Source organism: Cupriavidus sp. MEYA8 (genome assembly GCF_059278825.1).
This window is the reverse complement of sequence record NZ_JCAEMD010000003.1, coordinates 585,381-603,547: the sequence shown is the minus strand read 5'-3', so window position 1 is coordinate 603,547 and position 18,167 is coordinate 585,381. Positions and strand designations below refer to the sequence as shown.

Here is an 18,167-nt window from a genome sequence, read left to right as displayed (position 1 = left end):
TTGCGTGCTCCTTTTCGGAAAACGAGACTCCGAATCCTCGTTTTACTCCAGGGGGCTTGCCTCCGCAGCCCTTCATAGGCAGTATGACTTCCCGTGCGACAGAGGCTGGCCCGCCGCGAGGAATCAAACGCGGGTTAGCATTGCTGCCAGAGCCGCACGGTGCGGACAGGGCCGCACCCGGCGATTTCCAGCGCGGAGGCCAGCATGGAAAACGATAGCACGTTGTATGTGGGGCTGGACGTTCACAAGGACTCGATCACGGTCGCCTACGCACTCGGCACGGGCGAGGTCGAACTGCTTGGCAAGATCGGTACGTCAAAGGCCGATCTCGATCGCCTGTGCAAGCGCCTGCAGTCTAAAGCGCGCCGGATCCGCATCGTCTACGAGGCGGGCCCATGCGGATATGGCCTTTACCGGCAGCTTGCAGGGAAGGGATTCGAGTGCATGGTGTGCGCGCCGTCGCTAATTCCGAAGAAACCCGGCGAGCGCGTCAAGACCGATCGGCGCGATGCGGTCAAGCTGGTGCGCTCGTTGCGTGCAGGGGACCTGTCGGCGGTGTACGTGCCCAGCGTCGAAGATGAAGCATTCCGAGATCTGGCACGCGCGTGGGTCAGCGCCAAAGACGATCTGAAGCGCGCCCGGCAACGGCTGAAGGCCTTTCTGCTTTCGCACAGTGTGCGCTACAGCGGCCGAGCCGACTGGGGGGCGGCGCACCGGCGCTGGATCAGTGAATTTGCGTTCGACAGCGCGTGCCAGCAACTTGCCTTTAACGAATATCGACGTGCCATCGAGGATCGCCTCGCGCAATGCAGCCGTCTCGAAGCCGCCTTGCGCGAGGCGGTTGTCAACTGGCGCTTTTATCCGGCCGTACTAGGCTTGCAAGCCATGCGCGGGGTGCAGTTCACCACCGCCGTGGGCTTGATCGCGGAATTGGGCGATCTCTCGCGCTTTGAGCATCCGCGCCAGCTGATGGCCTGGCTCGGCGTGACGCCCGCCGAACACTCCTCGGGTGATAAGCGGCGCCAGGGCAGTATCACCAAGACCGGCAACAGCTACGCAAGGAAGCTGCTCGTCGAGGCTGCCTGGAGCTACCGGCACCCGGCACGCGTGAGCCCCGATATCCAGCGCCGGCACGAAGGCATCCCGAAGGCCATCATCGATCGCGCCTGGGACGCGCAGTTGCGGCTATGCCGCCGCTATCGCAAGCTGGCGGCGCGCGGCAAGAACCCCAACATTGCGGTGGTCGCGGTGGCGCGCGAACTGAGCGGGTTTATCTGGGACATCAGCCAGCTGGCCATGTCGTTGGCCATACCGCGAGAGGCCTACGCGGTATAACACAGCGCTTCGGCAACCACCACAACCCCCTGGAGGAGTTTCCTGAAGGCGGCGTAGCCCGGCATCTCGAGTAACCCGCGAAGATACTACGCAAGGAATGTCATCCGATTTGCGACCATAGGTAGCGGCAGGCTCATTGGACGGAATGGAATGGACGTCCCCCCACCTGTGGCCGGTGAGGAAATGGGAAAGCGGATCCTCGCGGGCCCCCGATACGGGGGGGATCATAGTGCCCCAGGAGATCAGTGGCGATTTCCCCAACGCAAACCGGAGGATACGATCATGACCTATACGATAGTCGGCCTAGATATTGCGAAGAACGTCATGCAGATGCACTGGGTCGATCCCGCCACGGGGGAAATCGTCAACAAGTCGATCAAGCGCTCGGTGTTTCTAGAGCACTTCGCGAATCGCGAACCTTGCCTTATTGGCATGGAGGCCTGTGGAGGCGCGCAGCACTGGGCGCGTCGACTGCTGGAAATGGGACATCAGGTGAAGCTGATACCGGCCAGATTCGCCAAGGCGTTCAACATCGGCAACAAGAATGACGCCGCCGACGCCCGCGCCATCTGGATGGCCACGCAGATGCCCAGCAAGTCTGTTGCCATAAAGACCGAGGCCCAGCAGGCGGTGCTGGCGCTGCACAGGTTGCGGGAACAGAAGGTCAAGTTTCGCACGATGCAAATGAACTGCCTACGTGGTTTGCTGACTGAATATGGTGAAGTGATGGGCAAGAGCCGCGCGGCGCTCGACAAGGCAATCCCTGGTGTTCTGGAGAAACTCGCCGGGCGACTGCCCGGCATGCTCATCGAGTCACTGCGCGAGCAGTGGAATGACCTCGAGAAGCTCGACCGGCAGATCGCCGACATTGAACGGCGCTTGCAGACATGGCTGAAAGACGACCAGGCATGCAAGGCGATTGCTGCCATACCAGGCGTCGGGCTCCTGACCGCCACCGCGGCCGTCGCGACGATGGGTAGTCCGAAGTCGTTCAGGTCCGGGCGGGAATTCGCGGCGTGGCTCGGCCTGGTTCCCAAACAAACGGGCACGGGCGGGAAGACCGTGTTGCTGGGCATCAGGAGATAAAGTCAAATCTGGTGTATGAAGGTTGATCGTGGCCGGTCGTCAGGCGGCGAGTTTCTGCTGAACCGGCGGATTGTCTTGCGCCGGGGCACCGTCCTTGAAGGGGACGCCCTTCAAGAGCAGTTCGATGTGTTCGGCACCTTTGATGCGGCGCCATGTTTTCTCGGCTTCCTCGATCAGCTTGAAGGCCAGGCCAAGGAAAGTCGCTCGTGACACGCAATTGCGCGTGCGCGTCGTGCGGTGACGCACGGTCGCGAAGGTCGACTCAATCGCGTTGGTCGTGCGGATGTGCTGCCAGTGCTCGGCCGGGAAGTCGTAGAAGGTCAGCAGGCTGTCTCGGTCCTTGGTGAGCACGCCGGTGGCCTTGGGGTACTTGGCGCCGTAGATCGTCGCAAAGCGATCGAAGGCAGCATAGGCATCTGCCCTGGTGGCCGCCATCCAAATCGCCTGCAGATCTGCCTTGGCGCGGCCGTGCTGGGACTTGGGCAAGGCGTTCAGGACATTGCCCATCTTGTGGAACCAGCAACGCTGGGCGCGCGTGGCCGGGAACACCTCCTCCAGGGCAGCCCAGAATCCCATGGCGCCATCGCCGACCGCCGCCAGCGGGCCAGCCTGCAGGCCGCGGGATTTCAGGTCCAACAGTACTTCCACCCACGATGCCTTCGATTCCCGATAGCCGTCACCGATCGCCACGCGCTCCTTCCTGCCGTCTGGCGTAACGCCGATGATGACCAGCAGGCATTGCCCGTCCGATCCCTCGCTACGCAGACCCGTGTGGATGCCGTCCACCCACCAATACACATGGCGCGCCGCCGACAGATCACGCTGATTCCAGCTCGCATGCTCGTCTGCCCACTGCGCCTTCAATCGGCTCACCACGTTGGCCGATAGCCCTTTGGCATCCTCACCAAGCAGCACCGACAACGCCTCGCTCATGTCGCCTGTCGATACTCCCTTCAGATACAGCCAGGGCAGCGCTGCACTCACCCGCGGCGACTTCCTCACATACGGCGGCACGATCGCCGAGTTGAACTTCACGCCAGACCCGGACCGATCGCGCACCTTGGGCACCTTCACGGCAATCGGGCCGGCCCCCGTCAGCACCTCGCGCTCCGGGAGGTAGCCATTGCGAACCACGGCGCGCTGCCCGCTCAACGTCTTGACGTTACTGAACTGCTCAAGCAGCTCTGCCAGCTCCACTTCAATCGCCTCCTGGATGACCCGCCGAGCCCCGCGCCTGATCAGCTCCTCGAGCCCAAGCCCGATTTCCGATAGACCGACTGCTTCTTTCCCTTTATCCTTGCTCATGGTGGACCTTTCTTGTGCTGGTTTCCGATCTCGACAATCAGATTCTCAGCGGAAAGCTCCACCGCCCTCTACTCCGCGCCTCAAATTCCCCGCCCGTACACCAGTTTCGACTTTAGCTCGGGCATCAGTAAGCGAGGTGATACCTATCTGCGGACCTTGCTGATTCACGGTGCGCGCAGTGTGCTCTCGCATGCGAAGGATCCGGGTGCATGGGTTACCCAGCTCGTCAAACGACGGCATTCCAACGTCGCGATCGTCGCGCTCGCCAACAAGATGGCCCGCACAATCTGGGCAGTTCTCGCCCACAACAGCCCCTATGAAAAAGAGCATGTAAGTACTAAACCGGCATGATCGCGGTGTGCCGTACCAGAGCAATAACCCTTTACAGGACGACACGTTGAAAGGTTGCGGTGGCAATCGTATGTGATGACAACACAGGTCGGACCGGGACTCGCCAAACCTGAATTACAGAGAGAGCTTTTAGCTCGTGGGCGGAATGAGGTGCGAGTCAGCGGATTTCATAGGGGCCCGCAGCGCGTCAGGCTGCAACAAGGCCGAATGTAGAGCTGCAACCTATCCTGTCAGTCAGCGCGCACGAAAACCTTCGCAAACGGGGGGACGTCCATGTAGACCTCTGTAATGCGGTAGCCAACCCGCGAATATCAGTGTGATCCACCGTCGACTCTTACTGCTACGTCGCCCTCAGGAAATTCAGATCAAATGCACAAGCCAGAAACCAATCCCGATTGACGCGGGAAGTCATATCAGTATCTGCCTGGCAGTTTCCGGCTGTTGATCGAGCGCCTGCTCGATCACCTCAACAGACTCGATACACAGGTCGCGGAGCTCGAGGCCCAGATCAAGGCATCGCATCGCAACAGCGAAGCAAGTCGCAAGCTCGAGAAGATTCCCGGCATCGGCCCGATTACCGCGAGCGCACTCGTGGCTACGGTCGGGGACGCCAAGAACTTTAAGAACGGCCGGCAACTCGCGGCCTGGATGGGCCTCGTACCCGCCCAGTCGTCCAGCGGCGGCAAGACGACCTTACTCGGCATCAGCAAGCGTGGCGACACCTATCTGAGAACCTTACTCATCCACGGGGCACGATCAGCAGTCAGGGCGTTTCAGAGCAAGCCGGATCAGCGCAGCAACCCCTGGCTGCAGAAGCTCCTGGGACGACGGAACCTCAACGTCGCTGCCGTCGCTCTGGCGAACAAGAACGCACGAATCGTCTGGGCATTGCTTGCATGCGACCGGGAGTACGAATCAGGCTTCTCGCCAGCAACGGCCGGCACACCCGCGTAGCGACGGCAGACAAGAAAACGCATCCAACCAACCCGACCCCGGAGAACTTCCCCCCAAAGATTGCTCAGGCAGACACGCAGATTGATGGCAGGATAGGTCAGACCGTGGCCAGCACAACCCGCAGGAAGTCAGGGCACCTCGAGTGCGCTCTGCTGATAGAGGAGCCGGCCAGCGGATTCCATCAGGGACCAGCGGGCATGTGGCCCGAGCGAAGTCCGGATACATGGCTGCAATCTCCTTCCCCACCGTCGACGACGCGCGAAGCTTGGCAAACCGGGGGCGTCCATACATGACTTCCCGCTCCGGCTCTTCGCCGTCGCCCTTTCAGGCACAAGGCGGGATCTCCCCAGGTAAGAACGCGATCCTTCCCCGCACAACCGCCGCATTTACGCCGCCTGGCCTTTGACCACGAGAGCTTTGCAGTCCTTTGCCTGCTCGCCCTGGCCGGCTTCGCCTCAGATGCGGTTTGTGTCCCTCGGCTCGCGGTTTCGCTCCACGCTTCCTCCCCACGCTCGGTCACCCTCACGCAGTTGCGCTTCGCTTCGTTCGCTGTGGTCAACTCACGGGAGGACTTGCACCTCCAAGATCGCGCCCATGCTGGGCGCACAACGAAAAACGCACCCCGAAGAGGTGCGTTCAAGTGGGAGCCGACAAGGGCGGCTGAGAATGGCTTGGACTCAGTCCTTATGGACGCGACGACCGTTACGATCTGCCCAAAGCAGGAACGCTGAGACCACGCCAGTAACGACGAGGACGGCTAAACCGAACATGTCAATCTCCTTTGGAAAGGACTGCGCCTACCACGAATAGTACAACACTGCCGACAAGCAAGCAGAAGATCTCCCATGCTGCGAGAAGAGACCATGTCTGTACGGACTTGAAGTAACCGACCAGACCGATCAAGGCAGCTGCCGAGAGGGTATGCGCAAAGCGCCCATACTGCTGGCGCTGATCCTTGTGCGGCTCAATGATGGCCCGCCAGGCGAGATACCAAAAGCCATCGCGGCGGCGGGAATCGCTGTCCAGGCCGTATTGATCCGCATCCTTATGGACCAATTGATACTTGAAACCGTTATCGTGCGCAACGATTTCGAAACGTTCGCCGGCGCTTCTGGCACGGTCAATGGAAACCGAGAACCGAGCCGGCAAGGTCACGATGCCCTTGGCTCGATCAATTTGCGCCTTACCAGACACCTCTTCGCCGGATGTTGCCGAGAGCGTCACTTTTATCAGCGTCGTCATGGCTACTCCTTAGCCACGCCGTCCAGCCACCACGCGGAGCGTGGAAACGAGATCGGCATATCCCTGCTCGGTGGCCAGCGACTCCACGTTGACCGTGTTGTCGCGTCCCCCGGTCAGGTCATGGCGGCCGCGACAGGTCCGGTAGGACATGTGCACCCCGCCTTCCTGGCCGGGACCGTGCTGGATCTCGACGAGCAACGAGTTCGTATGCAAGGCGAACACGTCGACGTCACGACGTCGCTGGCGATGCTCGCGAATCGTGTAATCCCGCGGGCTAAGTGCCATGTCGCCGGCGAAGCGGCGCAGCACACGGCATGCGTCACGGCGAACCGCTTGGCAGGCAGAAGAGTTGGTCGACGGGTGCCGACTGAAGAATGATTTGGGAAGTTTCATGATGTCCTCAGGAATGCGCGGGACACCCCTTCCCAACGGGACGAGTGTCCCGCGATGGGTTGGTCCGGCTACGCCGGACAGTGGGTTCGATGCGTCAATGACGCGGGTGAAAGCGCTTGCCGAAGCCTGAAAGCTTCGGCAAGCCCTCTCGGGCTTGCGATTGGGATGGGCCTGAGGTCAGGCGAGATCGAAAATCTTGCTGATGGCTCGGACGGTGTCCCAAGCTTGGCGCTCGGACAGCACCTTGCCAACAAGCAACTTGTGGGCAGTGGTGACCAGGTTGGGGGCCTCGCCGGTGTAGCCGATCCGGTCGACAAAGACCGCCCAGCCTTCCGACCAACCGCGATGCACGGAGACGGTGAGCCGTTCACGCGCACCCAGCTGTGGCCACTGGCGTGACGACTTCGGGCCGTACATGGCCTCATTGTCGTCATCCATGAAATTGGCAGCATTGAGCCATTCCGGCTCCAGGCTTGCACTGCGCAGTTGACGTCGGACGCCATCGGCGACTTCGAAGATGTACCTGCCCTTCGTTTCGATCGGATTGATGGTCAAGGGAGATTTTTCTGCGGTGTCGAACATGGTTGGTTTCAGTTCGCGACAGAGCCCCCACGCGGGAGGGTCCGCGCGGGGAGAATGAAAGGAATGGGACTCCGAACCGGAGGCCGTCAGCGAGTGAGGCGATAGCCGCCGGCACCCGAGACGAGAAACAGCAGCTCGCCAGAGACGAACTGCTGATCCGCATCCTGGGTCACGACGACCTGGCGGCCACTGTCCGTGCGGACAATGACTTCCACGCCATCGCGGCGGCTCAACTGGTTCGCCGCTGTCTGTGCAATGACCGCCGAGACGGTGCCCGACAGGGCGCCAGCCAGGTAGCGGCCATTGCCGTCGCCGATGATGCGCGCACCAAGCACCGCGCCGACAACGGCGCCGAGCACACCCGGTACGCCGGTGTGGGCCGACATAATGCCGTCCCTGTCGACAATCGTGACGGGGCGAACCCTGACGACGGTGACAGCTTCAGCGCTACTTGTGCGCAGCGCTTCCGTCGCCCGGTAGGTATTGGGCGAAGTCGGCTGAGCAGCGCAGCCAGTGAAAACGGCGCAGCAAAGGAAAAGCAGGAAGAATCGCTTGATCATGATGGCCTCAACGAAAATGGGGCCAACATGCCCACGGGCAGGAAGGCCCGTAGGTGGGGGAAAAAAGAGATGTCCGGCTATACAACCGGAAGTGTCGATGCGTCGGAGACGCGGTAGGTGCGCCTATGTTAGCAGTGTCGACCGCGTCTGTGGAGTCGTTCAATCCGGCGCAGCCTACTTACCGAAGCGCCGAATGCGGCTTCCGGTCAGCCGCATTCGGCGAGACGCCAACACCAACTGTCGCCGATCGCATAAAGAATCAGCAATGCCCCGCCAACGCGATACGGCCGTCCCTGGATGGTTACCGCACCGTGCTCTTCGGAAAGCAGGAATGACGAATCACTCGCTACAAACTCAAGGGTTGGCATCGATTTGCATAGTTGCTGCGCTAATGCCAGCGTAAACAGTGGCTCCACGAAGCCGTTCCAACTGACACCGTTCCAGAAGGCATCGATTGCGAAGTCGTCGGGTAGCCAGTCGCCGGCTACCCGAACCGGTTGATATTCGAGAGGGGAATTGGCAGGGGGGTCTTGCATATTGGTGTGCTCCAGGTTGTCCGAAGCACAGCTCACCAGAGCGCGTGTGCCCCGGCGGGTATGAGAAACTCGATGCGTCTCTCGACGCGACATGCTCAGACGGTCTTCTGACCCAAAATGCCATCCCCAAAACTTCGGGGATGGCGGGCTCAATCGGCCTGTCGAGAGGCGCGGCTCGCGCGCTGCTTCGGTTCGGGCAGGTGATACCCGAATCGCGCCCAGTCCTGCGGGTCTACCGGCAGCGGATTCGTACGCCCCACCGCCAGATTCACGAACGCGCCGCAGAACTTCAACGTGCCCGTGCGAAACAGCGTCCAGAGCAGGTTGTAAGCCTGCACCGCAATCGCCTCGTTGATCACCAGCGACTGCTTCTGCAGCGCCTCTGCCATCGAACAGGACGGCGCAGTGTCGGCCTTGTCCCCTTTCGGGTTCAGTAGCTCGGGGAACAGGTCGCCCACATGGGGCAAGCGCTGTGCCGCCTTGCCGCGCACTTGGCCGAGAATCACCTGACCACTGTCCGACTCATTGCCGCAGTCGAGATAGTAGCCACCTGTGCCACTCTTCATCGCTCCAAGGATTGCCTTGCGGGCAGCCCGCGTGTCGACACAGCCAATTGCCATATCGCAGTCGAACCGATCGCCGCTTCCAACCCGACACGTGCGCGCTTCCCAGCGCGTCCCCATCAGGTTGTTCAGTCGGTTCACGATCAGCGTGGCCTTGTACTGGCCCACATCGACAGGATAGAAGCCCTGACGACCGATATTGGTCTCGCTGACGATATCGTCATCGTAGACCGTACATTCGATGCCGCCCGGGTGGCCCAGCTCCAGCATGGCGTGATGCAGCCGCGCCAGATTGGGTAGCAAGGCGCTGCCGGTGCCGCCGGCACCAACCACTACCACCTTCCATGCACGCGTCGTCATGCCCGCGGGAATGCGATGCTCGAAGGTCATGCCAGCACCTCCTCGCGCGCGGCGACGTACCAGTCGGCAGGGACCTTCTCCACCTTCTCGAAAATGCCTTTCGCGCAGAGCCGCAGCGCCATCGACGGCGTCGCCGCGTCGCAATTGCCCATCACGAATGCAAACTTCACGTCGTGCCGGTCGTCGTCATCGTCGGTAGACGAGAAGAACGCCGGATGCCGGCCATGCGAGTGGCAGTCGACCACCAGCACATCGTCAGCAGCCAGCGGAGGGCGCTCGTACTTCAGGTGCCCGCCGCTGTGCTCCAGGATTTGCACTGGCACCAGCCGGAACGAAGCGCTATCGGAATTCCAGACCACCCACCCACCAGTTTCCTTGGGATGCGCGGCACGCGCCATCGCGGCGAACTCCCCGATCAACTGAGCCGGGATGGGCCCGCAGCGCAGATCGGTTGTCTCTGCCGCCTCGCCGTATGGAATGGCCGTGCGATGCTGGAAAGCGCCGAGGTGGCGGACGACGCGCAGCCAGGGCCGGACGATCTCAAGGAACACGCCGTTGACCGCAATGAGCAGGCGCTCGCCGGGCCGTTCCATTGGCGCGAGCGCTCCGAAGCGCGGCACCATCACAGAAGGAAAGGATAGCTGCAGGGCAGCGTCAGCAGGATTCATGATGACTTTTCCAGTTTGCCGGCGATCAGATCCGCCAGCTTGAGTTTCATGGCAACGAGGACTTGCTTGGGATAGTCGGGAAACTGCCCGTCAAGGATGTCCTTCCAGAAGGCATAGGCGCCGCGCTCGTATGTCACGCGCTTGCCGCCATGGTTGGGATGGGTAAAGGCCGAGTTGAAGAACCCGGCTTCCCAGCCTGCAACGGATGCCACGTCGATCTGCTTGGGCACATGGGCTGAGCCGATGCAGATCTTCCCGTGGTCCCAGGTGTTGAAGTAAGGTGGCTCGCAAAGGTCGCTGCCCGGTACCGGCCTTTCCTCCCCTCTCAGGGCGAAGACCCGGAACCCGGACTGCGATGCCTGGAACACAAGCGCGGGGTGTGGCACCACCGCACTGCGTTTGCCGAACTCCTTGCAGTCGAAGAACACGCGCCGCTGCGCCGCGGGACACCACCATGTCACCGCGGTGGGGCTAATCGACAGCACGTTGGGTGTGAGGAACTCGCCCTTGGGGAGCGAGGCCTCCGCCACTTCACGGACTGCGTGGATCAACGCCATACGGTTCAAAGGCGTGCCGGCACCAATGACGGGCCGACCCGAACCATCCGGCTCGATGCGATGAGCTGTGGCGTAGGAGAACTGCCCTGGTCCTTGCCCATAAAGCAAAATGGCCCCTTGAAGGGCCACGTCGTGCGACCGCGTAGCGGTCAGGATTTCGGCCATATGGCCCTCCTAGTCAGAAATGAGTGTGAGAACACGATCGAGCGCCGAGATGATCTTCAGCATTCCATCCAGATCCTTGAACTGCTGTCGGATCGCCTTCGGCTCGACCGCAATCGGAATGAAACATTGGAACAGCGTTGCGTCGCCGCAGCAGTTGAGCCCGTCATACAGATCGTCGAGTACTTGGGTCACGTAGTCGGACCGGGTATAGGCGAGCGTGGCCGCGGAATATGCCGGCTCGGCCCACTGTGATCCTGCAACGGCCGAGCTATCGCCTTGCCTCTTCAGGGTCAGGTGCAGATCGGCCAGTGCAATACACAGATCCTTGACCCAGCCATTGTTGGCGCGAGACAGCTCATAGAGCTTCCTGCTACCGAATGCTCGCAGCTTGCTCGACGACGGATAGCCGTGGCAGGCCGGTGGCAATACGTCATCCGGTGCGAGTTCCGGCCTAACGACAGACGGCAGGTATCGCTCGATGTCGTCTTCATCCATGCCACAACTCTCGGCAAGGAACTCCCTCGCGTTCTTGTCGTCGGCAAGGGTGCTGTCGTACTCCCAGTGCCACCGCGCAAACAGGTCAAGAAGGGCTTCAGGGGTGCGTAGAAACAGCGACTTCGCGCTAGCCGCATTGATCAGCGACATCGCGGTGTACAGAAGATGCGGGTGCACCGCTCGCAGAGCGCTAGCGCGCGCTTCACCGATGAAGTAGACGTCGTCGCCGGGCATATCGATGGCGAGATACAGCGGCGCCTCGATCTCGTCCTCCCAGCCAAATTGCATCAACTGGTCCTTAGCAGCGCCAATGTCGATCAGCGAGAAGCCGAAGCTCAGTCGCTTACACTCAGGTGTGCGGGCGCGCAGCCATGCAAACATGGCCTGCGCGAAAGCATCGCCTGCGCCCGTTGGGTTGGACACATCGCTCGCACGAAGTACGCCGGTGGCGAACTGTGCACGGACAAGGTCCATCACATCGACCTCGTCCCCGAAGGTGAGCAGCGCGCTATTCGGAACCCCATCAGGGATGGCCGGCAGCGTCAGAAAATCATGGGCAGGTCGACGTCGGGCAATGGGATGCTGTCGCGCAGGCGTCCATGCGGGTTGTCCTGCATCGACCTCTGGAACAAACGACCGAGGATCGAACAGCATTGTTGAGTCTCCTCAGAATGTGAAAAAACCGCCCTTTCGGGCGGCTCCGTAGTGGTAGCGAACTGGCCGGTGGCCAGTGCTTTCATCAGCTCAGATTTGCGCATGCGCGCCCTTGGCGCCGGCGGCGCGGACGAAGGTGAAGCTTGCGACCTCGCCCTTGACCTCTGGACCATCCACCGAGGCGGTGGTCAGCTCGGGATACTGGGCCGAATAGATGTCGCGCACCTGCTCTGGCGTGAACGCCGGACCAGGGTCCACAAGGGTCATGCCGTTGTAGGAGAACTGGCGCAGCAACTTCTTGATTTCGAGTGCCATGTCGGTCTCCTTAGAGCAGGGATGCCAGATCCGTACCGGCCGGGGACGGCGCGGTCACCTTCGCTTCCGCTTCGGCCTGCACGGCATCATCGGATTCCGCATCATCATCCGAAGCGCTTTCGCTTTCCGACGCCGATGGCGATGCGGCCTTAGCCAGCGCCTTTGTTGCCTTCGACGACTGCGTGGACTTGGCGGCATCGAGAATCGACTTCGTTGCCTCGGCCTGCTCGGCCAGCGAGCGATGCGATTCGCTCACACTCGTGACGGCCGCCGCGAACTCGGCATCCAGTTCCGCGGGCGTCGCCGACAGCACCAGAGGCGATGTCAGCGCTGCGTCCGCGGCATTCTTGATGACTGGGAGCACAATCACGGACATGACATCGCCCTGCATGGAAAGCGTAACAACGACCTTGTCGCTCGCGCGGACGAGCGGAGCCAATTCAGTGAACATGGTGAATCCTTTTGGGGAAATGGGATGAGGCAGGGCGCCCGATGGCGCCCTGCGTTAAGGCAGTGTGAAAGGGATCAGTAGCCCAGGACCTTGGGCACCTTGCCTGTGTAGTCAAAGCCATCGACAGCCAGCAGGCCGGCAATAACTTCGGGTTTCGGCTTGTTGAACAGCTTGGCAAAGCTTTCGCCCAGCGCCTTGCGAATGCCCAGTTCGTCCGCGAGAACCTTCATCTCGGACTTGGTGAGCATCTCCAGAAAGTCCTGCGACTTCTGCAGGTTCCAGTGCACGCGCAGATCGAGCTTGTGGTAACGGCACAGTTCCTTGAGGTTCGGCACCTCCATGCCGTCGATCGCGGCAACAGTCAACGCCACGGTCAGTTGCTGGCGCTTGCCAGCGTCCAGGGCATGCACCGCCGTCAGGCAGCCTTGCAGGGTCGATGACGCCTTCTGCTCCGTCAGCTTCTCGAAGAACTTGCCCATCTTGTCCCCGCCGATGTTGCGTGCGAGACCGTTGAGGGCGATCGAGATCAGGTAGGCATTGGCCTGCTCGGCGTTCTGCGCGACTTCCTTGCGCAGCGCCTTGCGCCAGAGATCGGTCCGGTAGTTCTTGACCTTCTCCGACTCGCTGATCGACGTGACAGGCTTCTCGGCTGGCGCCGAAGCCTTGTCCCCGTTCTTCACTGTCGCGGGCTTGCCGGAACCGGCCGCGCCGCCTGCAGGCTTTTGCGCCGCCGCTTTCACGTCGCGTTCTGCCTTCAGGCGTGCCGCCACCTTCCGCTGGTTGCAGACTGTGTCGAAGCACTGGCCACTGTAGACCTTGCCCAGTGAATCGGGCAAGCCGCTGACTGCGGCGCCGAAGTTCTGGCAACCGTGGCAGGCTTTCGCCTGCTCCTCGCCTACGCCAGTCGGCCCATCGACCTGAAGCTGGATGCGGGTGTGGTTGTCGCCGGGGCGTACGATGCGAATGACCTGGTACTCGTCCTTGAGCCCGTAGCTGATGCTGTCGAGCTTGCGGTCGGTCTTCTCCGTATAGCAGGCGCGGTTGGTGCAGTTGCCCGTAGCAATTGCCTCGCTGAACATCTCAGTCTGCAACGAGGAGTTGTGCTGGCAGGTTGCGCAATCCGTCTTGTCGAAGATCGCATTCTCCAGGCTGCACGCTGCAGCCTCGATGGTCTTCTTCAACTCGGACACTGACTTCTTCTCGCTCACGATCACCGGTAGGAGCTTGTCCTGCGTGGCCTTGGCGAGCGTCGCCAGCAATTCGGCGTGGCCGAGCTGGATGACACGCGTGTTGAGCGCATTCAGGACCGATTCGCTGCAGTTCATGAGCGCCAGGCGCTTGTCCAGCGTCGAGCGCGACCAGCCAAGGAGGCGGGCCGCTTCATCGCGGTCGCCCTTCAGCTGGCCCACGATCTGCGACGCTGCCATGGCCTCCTCGGAAGGCGCCATGTCGGCACGCTGCACGTTCTCGATCAACGCCATGCGGTCAGCCTCGGCGTCGGTCAGCACCTTGAGGGTGACGGGGATATGGTATCCATCGCCATGTGCTGCCAGTGCGGCGCGGTAGCGGCGTTCACCGGCAACCACTTCATACTCATGCCCATTCTCATCGTCCTCAACGGGACGGATCAGAATAGGCTGAAGGAGACCCTCCACGCGAATGGATTCAGTCAGTTCAGCCATCTGGGCGGGATCGAAGTACTTGCGCGGGTTACGGCCAGGACGGATCTTGCCAATGACAACGGTGGGGTTTTGCATTTTTGGGTTCTCCGAGACGGAATGGGAACCCGTTGCCGCACCGGGAACGTGGTTCCCGATGGGGTGGAAGGATGGACTGCCCGGCTAAGCCGGCGGCCACCATACTGCAGAAGCTGGCACCGAAAGGTGCGGGGTCGATGCGTCATGGACGCGGAATGTAGGCGTAAGGATATACCAGTGACCATAACAATGCCAAGCTCATCCGGCCAACATCTGTTCGCTAGACTGCCTACTTTGGGGCCGCGCGGATCGACCTCATCGAGCTCGTAGGCGCACAAAAAAAGAAGCCCTCACGAGGAGGGCTTGAGTGGAACGGGTGCATCTTGAGAGGCAATTCCGTAGCGGGGCACGCTACGGAACTGATCATAAGCTGGTTCGAGCCAGCAACATTCCCCGAAAGGCCGTCAATTTCGACTGCTTTTCGCCGGAATGGGTCCGATCGGCCTGGCAAGCACGCTGGTCACGGCGCCGCTAACCTGCCAGCCGTCCATCTCGCTCTCGGTGATGCCATGAACGAGACGGTCCAGGCAGACGACTTCCAACCCGTCCGCCTCGACAGTGCCCAGAATGTAGGCGACGGTCGTGCCACGCGTGCCGCGTCGCTTGATCGTTGCCATTCCTTCGCCGATGTTGATGCTGCACTCGTTCGCTTTCATGCTGCCTCCTTGAGCAGGTCACGTTGATCCCGGGCCTTGCGGCCGTGCAGCTTGGCGAGATCGTCTACAAATTCGTCCAACAGCGTGTCCATATGCAGAAACGCCTCGTCCTCCAGTTCCGGCGTCGCCCAGTCCAGGCCCGCCTCCATGGCGTCCCGTTTGTGGGCCACCATCTGGTCCTGATAGATATCGAGGCTTCCCGGTAAGTGGAAGTACACCACCTTCAACTGCCCCTTCCGGTTCCATCGCAGCGCACGCCGCATCGCCTGATACTCAATGCGCCACGTCCACGAACGGTCATAGAAGAGGACGTAGTCGGCATTGGGCAGGTTGTAGCCCGCCCGGCCCGACGCCTTGGTGCACAACAGACCGGTGGCACTTCCCCCCACGAATCGCTTGTCCTTATCGGCCACGCGCTTCGCAATCGGAATCCCGCCGTGAAACGGCACCGTCTCTATCCCCTTTGCCTTCAACTGGTTGGCGATGAGGGTAATGACGCCTGGGTTCTCGGCAAACAGGATGGCCTGCTTGCCCTCGCCTGCGATGGCTTCCAACCGCTCTATCACCGCGCGCTGCTTGCTGGTCAGCTGCCCCAGCGCTCCGACACCATCCACCCCATGCTGCGGGTAGTTGGCGGCGAAGTGAACGGCACAGATGCGAGCCAGGATCGCGATCAGGTTGTTGGACTTCCCTTCTACCTTCCGCACGTCCCGGTACCACTGCGCGAACTCGTCGGCCGTCCGGAGATAGAGCGACAAATGGGCAGGGTCCCATTCTGTCTCCACCACCTCGACCGCCGGCGGCTCGATGCGGATATAGCGGGCTACATCTGGCTCGCACACCAACCGGCGCTTCACGTGCGGCGCCAGCATCTGCCGGTACCGCGGCAGGTTGCCGATCTTAGGCACTTCGCGCTTGGCCCCGTCCTGCAGGCTTTCGGCGAATTCCCACGTCACCCATTCCAGCACCACAAAGTCGCTGCGGAAACGGTCGATGCCGCGCTCGGCATGCTGCACTGAAGCAAGCCAGTTCGCTTCCAGGTAGCCACGCCGGTAGCCATATGGCTGGGCCGCCGTGCCGTCACCGCCCGTAAAGGCGATCAGTCCGAAGATATCGCGCGGATAGTTGGCAATCGGGCTGCCAGTTAGGATATAGCGCCGCTTCGCCGATAGCTGCCAGAGCGCGCGGCTCTGGTCGCTGGCCGGGTTGGACAGGCGCTCCCCCTCATCGGCCACCAGCAGGCCGATGCGACGACGCAGCCGGTGCGCGTAGGTGACACGGCGTGAGGCCTGCCGGTCGACGGGCATGCGCAGTCGTTCATAGGCGATCAGGTTGAGGCGGCCCAGATGCATCAGATCCTCAGGCGACTGAATCACATGGACGTCCGATGCTGGCATGACTTGCTCCAGCTCGGCGCGCATCTCGGCAATCAAGCGTGCCTCGACGACGATCAGGCCGTGTTTGACGCCGGACAGCAGGATCAGGCCTGCCGCGAGACGCGACTTACCGCAGCCCTGCTCCCACGCCGCCACCGCACCGTTGGGCTTGAGCAGCAACTCGACCAGGTCTTCCTGTTGGAATTGCCAGTCCAGCCAGCGGTCAATACCGAGCGCCAGCAGCCGCTTGCGCAGCCGCTCAGCCTCCTCCGGGTAGCGCCTGGCCAGCCCCTCGTGGACGATCTCCCATGCCTGCGCCGATTTCTCGACGCTGTAGCGGGCGGTGATCTCGTCCAACGAGACGACGTAGTCCTTCTCGCGTACCTGATACCGGTAGCGGCCATCGGCCTGCCGATCGAAGCGAATTCCCTGGCCGGCCTTGATGACCGGGCCACCCCAAACCGACGAATCGACCAGATGCGTTTTCGTCGCCGTGCCGACGATGGTATCGGCGGCGCCTACGCCGGTCGTCCAGACCGCATGGCGCAGTGGCAAGGCCTGGCGCATGCTGCGCCGCAGGCGCTGGCGGAAGTGCTCGAGAAAGCCCGGCGCAAACTCCGGCTCACCGCCGGCGGCCTTCACCAAGTCGACGAGCTTGCCCAATGCGGCGATTGGATCCGGCTGCATCAGGTAGGTCTCCAGATCCAGCCGGCTCGTGCCTGCGTAGCGAAATCCACGCGGCAGGCGATGGCCTTCCAGCGACACGATGCGGCGCTCCAGCACTCGGTTGAGCACCATCGCTTCGACGAACCCGCAGTCGAACCCCAGCACGATGCGGCGTCCGTCATTCGAGATGCGTACCCGATTCTGCGAGGTCACCGGGCGCGTGATGGCCGGACCTTGGTCGTCCAGCAACTGGTGGCCGAGCCGCGGCTCACCATAGAGACGATCCTCGGCTTGCAGTTCCAGTGCGGGCAGCGGTTGGGTCAGATCCGACACGCTTTGCCGCACGAAATCGCTGGCTCGCATGCGATAGCGCGCGAACACTGCAATGGAGGTCCGCACCTCCGCCCCTTCCTCCCGGAAGGCGCTCGATGGCAAGTCGAAGACGCCCACCACGCGCCTGGCGGCATCGCTGAACGGCTCGCCGTGAGCGATGAGCCGGCCGGCGAACTTGTCGACAAAGGTCGTGGGCAGCAGTGCCACCACGATCTGCGCCGCGTCGAGTGCCTGTGACAGCGCATACTCGTGGCTCAGGGCACTGGTGCCCGCGCCGAAGCGGCCCCAGGTGGTGCAGTCGTAGGGCTTCAGATGCGGTGATTCGAGGTGGATTGAGAACGGCGGGTTAATGAGGGTGACATCGAAGCGCGTCGGATGGATTTCCTCCATGCCGGCGTGCCGAAAGCTGCCGTCAAAACCAGCTGCCTCGACGGCAAGTTGCACCGCCTCGATCGTTGGTTGGTGCACGTCCACCCCATACAGGCTATGAGTGCCCGGGTCCGCGAACTGGAGCAGGCGGGCCGAGCCGACCGAGTTGTCGAGTATCGACACCTTTCGGTTGGGCTGCCAGTTGGCTACCGCGCCCCACATCAGGCGGGCAATGGCGTCGGGCGTGAAGAACTGCGACAGATGCCGCTGGCGGGCGGCATGGAGTTCGCCCATGTTGACGATCTTTTCAGCCTGAGAGCCAAGGCTGACAATCGCCCGCAAGGGCGCGTACCAATTTGACATGATGGGTTCCAGAAAAGAAAAAACCCCGTCGTGAAAGTCACTGACGGGGCGTTAAGGGGATGCAAGCCGTGGTCG

General features: G+C 61.8%; 16 protein-coding genes and 3 pseudogenes. 4 read left to right on the top strand and 15 right to left on the bottom strand.

Annotated features, from left to right (window positions below):
- The first annotated feature begins 204 nt into the window (after positions 1-204).
- Entirely contained in the window at positions 205-1,335 is a 1,131-nt protein-coding gene (locus tag AC5WJ1_RS30750) for an IS110 family RNA-guided transposase (protein ID WP_436225085.1), read from the top strand.
- Between the two features lie 282 nt (positions 1,336-1,617).
- A pseudogene (locus AC5WJ1_RS30745) lies at positions 1,618-2,418 on the top strand (IS110 family RNA-guided transposase); the annotation flags it as partial.
- Between the two features lie 42 nt (positions 2,419-2,460).
- On the opposite strand, the gene AC5WJ1_RS30740 reads toward AC5WJ1_RS30745, so the two are convergent.
- Positions 2,461-3,726, bottom strand: a complete 1,266-nt coding sequence (locus tag AC5WJ1_RS30740) for an IS256 family transposase (RefSeq protein ID WP_022540107.1) — start codon at positions 3,724-3,726, stop codon at positions 2,461-2,463.
- Positions 3,727-3,846: 120 nt separating this feature from the next.
- Here AC5WJ1_RS30740 and AC5WJ1_RS30735 point away from each other — a divergent pair.
- Positions 3,847-4,077 (top strand): annotated as a pseudogene (locus AC5WJ1_RS30735) (IS110 family transposase); the annotation flags it as partial.
- Between the two features lie 420 nt (positions 4,078-4,497).
- Positions 4,498-5,031: pseudogene (locus AC5WJ1_RS30730) on the top strand (IS110 family RNA-guided transposase); the annotation flags it as partial.
- Positions 5,032-5,802: 771 nt separating this feature from the next.
- On the opposite strand, the gene AC5WJ1_RS30725 reads toward AC5WJ1_RS30730, so the two are convergent.
- From AC5WJ1_RS30725 to AC5WJ1_RS30660, 14 genes are all read right to left on the bottom strand, one after another.
- On the bottom strand, positions 5,803-6,273 hold the full coding sequence (locus AC5WJ1_RS30725) for a hypothetical protein (RefSeq protein ID WP_494477216.1): 471 nt from the start codon (positions 6,271-6,273) through the stop codon (positions 5,803-5,805).
- 9 nt (positions 6,274-6,282) lie between these two features.
- Complete coding sequence (locus tag AC5WJ1_RS30720) at positions 6,283-6,666, bottom strand: hypothetical protein (RefSeq protein ID WP_439672854.1); 384 nt, start codon at positions 6,664-6,666, stop codon at positions 6,283-6,285.
- Positions 6,667-6,843: 177 nt separating this feature from the next.
- Positions 6,844-7,248, bottom strand: a complete 405-nt coding sequence (locus AC5WJ1_RS30715) for a hypothetical protein (protein WP_494477215.1) — start codon at positions 7,246-7,248, stop codon at positions 6,844-6,846.
- Between the two features lie 86 nt (positions 7,249-7,334).
- Complete coding sequence (locus AC5WJ1_RS30710; protein WP_494477214.1) at positions 7,335-7,808, bottom strand: outer membrane lipoprotein; 474 nt, start codon at positions 7,806-7,808, stop codon at positions 7,335-7,337.
- Positions 7,809-8,014: 206 nt separating this feature from the next.
- Positions 8,015-8,344 (bottom strand): hypothetical protein, encoded by a 330-nt coding sequence (locus tag AC5WJ1_RS30705; protein ID WP_494477213.1) that lies wholly within the window; start codon positions 8,342-8,344, stop codon positions 8,015-8,017.
- A 149-nt stretch (positions 8,345-8,493) separates the two neighbouring features.
- Positions 8,494-9,297, bottom strand: coding sequence for a PRTRC system ThiF family protein (locus AC5WJ1_RS30700; RefSeq protein WP_494477212.1), 804 nt, complete (start codon positions 9,295-9,297; stop codon positions 8,494-8,496).
- The gene (locus AC5WJ1_RS30695; RefSeq protein WP_494477211.1) at positions 9,294-9,935 is read right to left on the bottom strand and encodes a PRTRC system protein A; all 642 of its coding nucleotides are present in this window, start codon (positions 9,933-9,935) and stop codon (positions 9,294-9,296) included. Before AC5WJ1_RS30695 ends, AC5WJ1_RS30700 begins: the two co-directional genes overlap by 4 nt.
- Positions 9,932-10,657, bottom strand: coding sequence for a PRTRC system protein B (locus AC5WJ1_RS30690; protein WP_494477210.1), 726 nt, complete (start codon positions 10,655-10,657; stop codon positions 9,932-9,934). Before AC5WJ1_RS30690 ends, AC5WJ1_RS30695 begins: the two co-directional genes overlap by 4 nt.
- Before the next feature lie 9 nt (positions 10,658-10,666).
- Positions 10,667-11,806, bottom strand: coding sequence for a PRTRC system protein F (locus AC5WJ1_RS30685; RefSeq protein WP_494477209.1), 1,140 nt, complete (start codon positions 11,804-11,806; stop codon positions 10,667-10,669).
- Positions 11,807-11,896: 90 nt separating this feature from the next.
- Positions 11,897-12,121 carry a PRTRC system protein C gene (locus AC5WJ1_RS30680; RefSeq protein WP_151073058.1) on the bottom strand — a complete coding sequence of 75 codons (225 nt, stop codon included), beginning with the start codon at positions 12,119-12,121 and terminating at the stop codon, positions 11,897-11,899.
- Between the two features lie 10 nt (positions 12,122-12,131).
- On the bottom strand, positions 12,132-12,572 hold the full coding sequence (locus AC5WJ1_RS30675) for a PRTRC system protein E (RefSeq protein WP_494477208.1): 441 nt from the start codon (positions 12,570-12,572) through the stop codon (positions 12,132-12,134).
- Between the two features lie 74 nt (positions 12,573-12,646).
- Positions 12,647-14,329 carry a PRTRC system ParB family protein gene (locus AC5WJ1_RS30670; protein WP_494477207.1) on the bottom strand — a complete coding sequence of 561 codons (1,683 nt, stop codon included), beginning with the start codon at positions 14,327-14,329 and terminating at the stop codon, positions 12,647-12,649.
- Between the two features lie 404 nt (positions 14,330-14,733).
- The gene (locus AC5WJ1_RS30665) at positions 14,734-14,985 is read right to left on the bottom strand and encodes a hypothetical protein (RefSeq protein WP_494477206.1); all 252 of its coding nucleotides are present in this window, start codon (positions 14,983-14,985) and stop codon (positions 14,734-14,736) included.
- Positions 14,982-18,092, bottom strand: coding sequence for an SNF2-related protein (locus AC5WJ1_RS30660; RefSeq protein WP_494477205.1), 3,111 nt, complete (start codon positions 18,090-18,092; stop codon positions 14,982-14,984). The genes AC5WJ1_RS30665 and AC5WJ1_RS30660 overlap by 4 nt, the downstream gene beginning before the upstream one ends.
- Between the last annotated feature and the right edge of the window lie 75 nt (positions 18,093-18,167).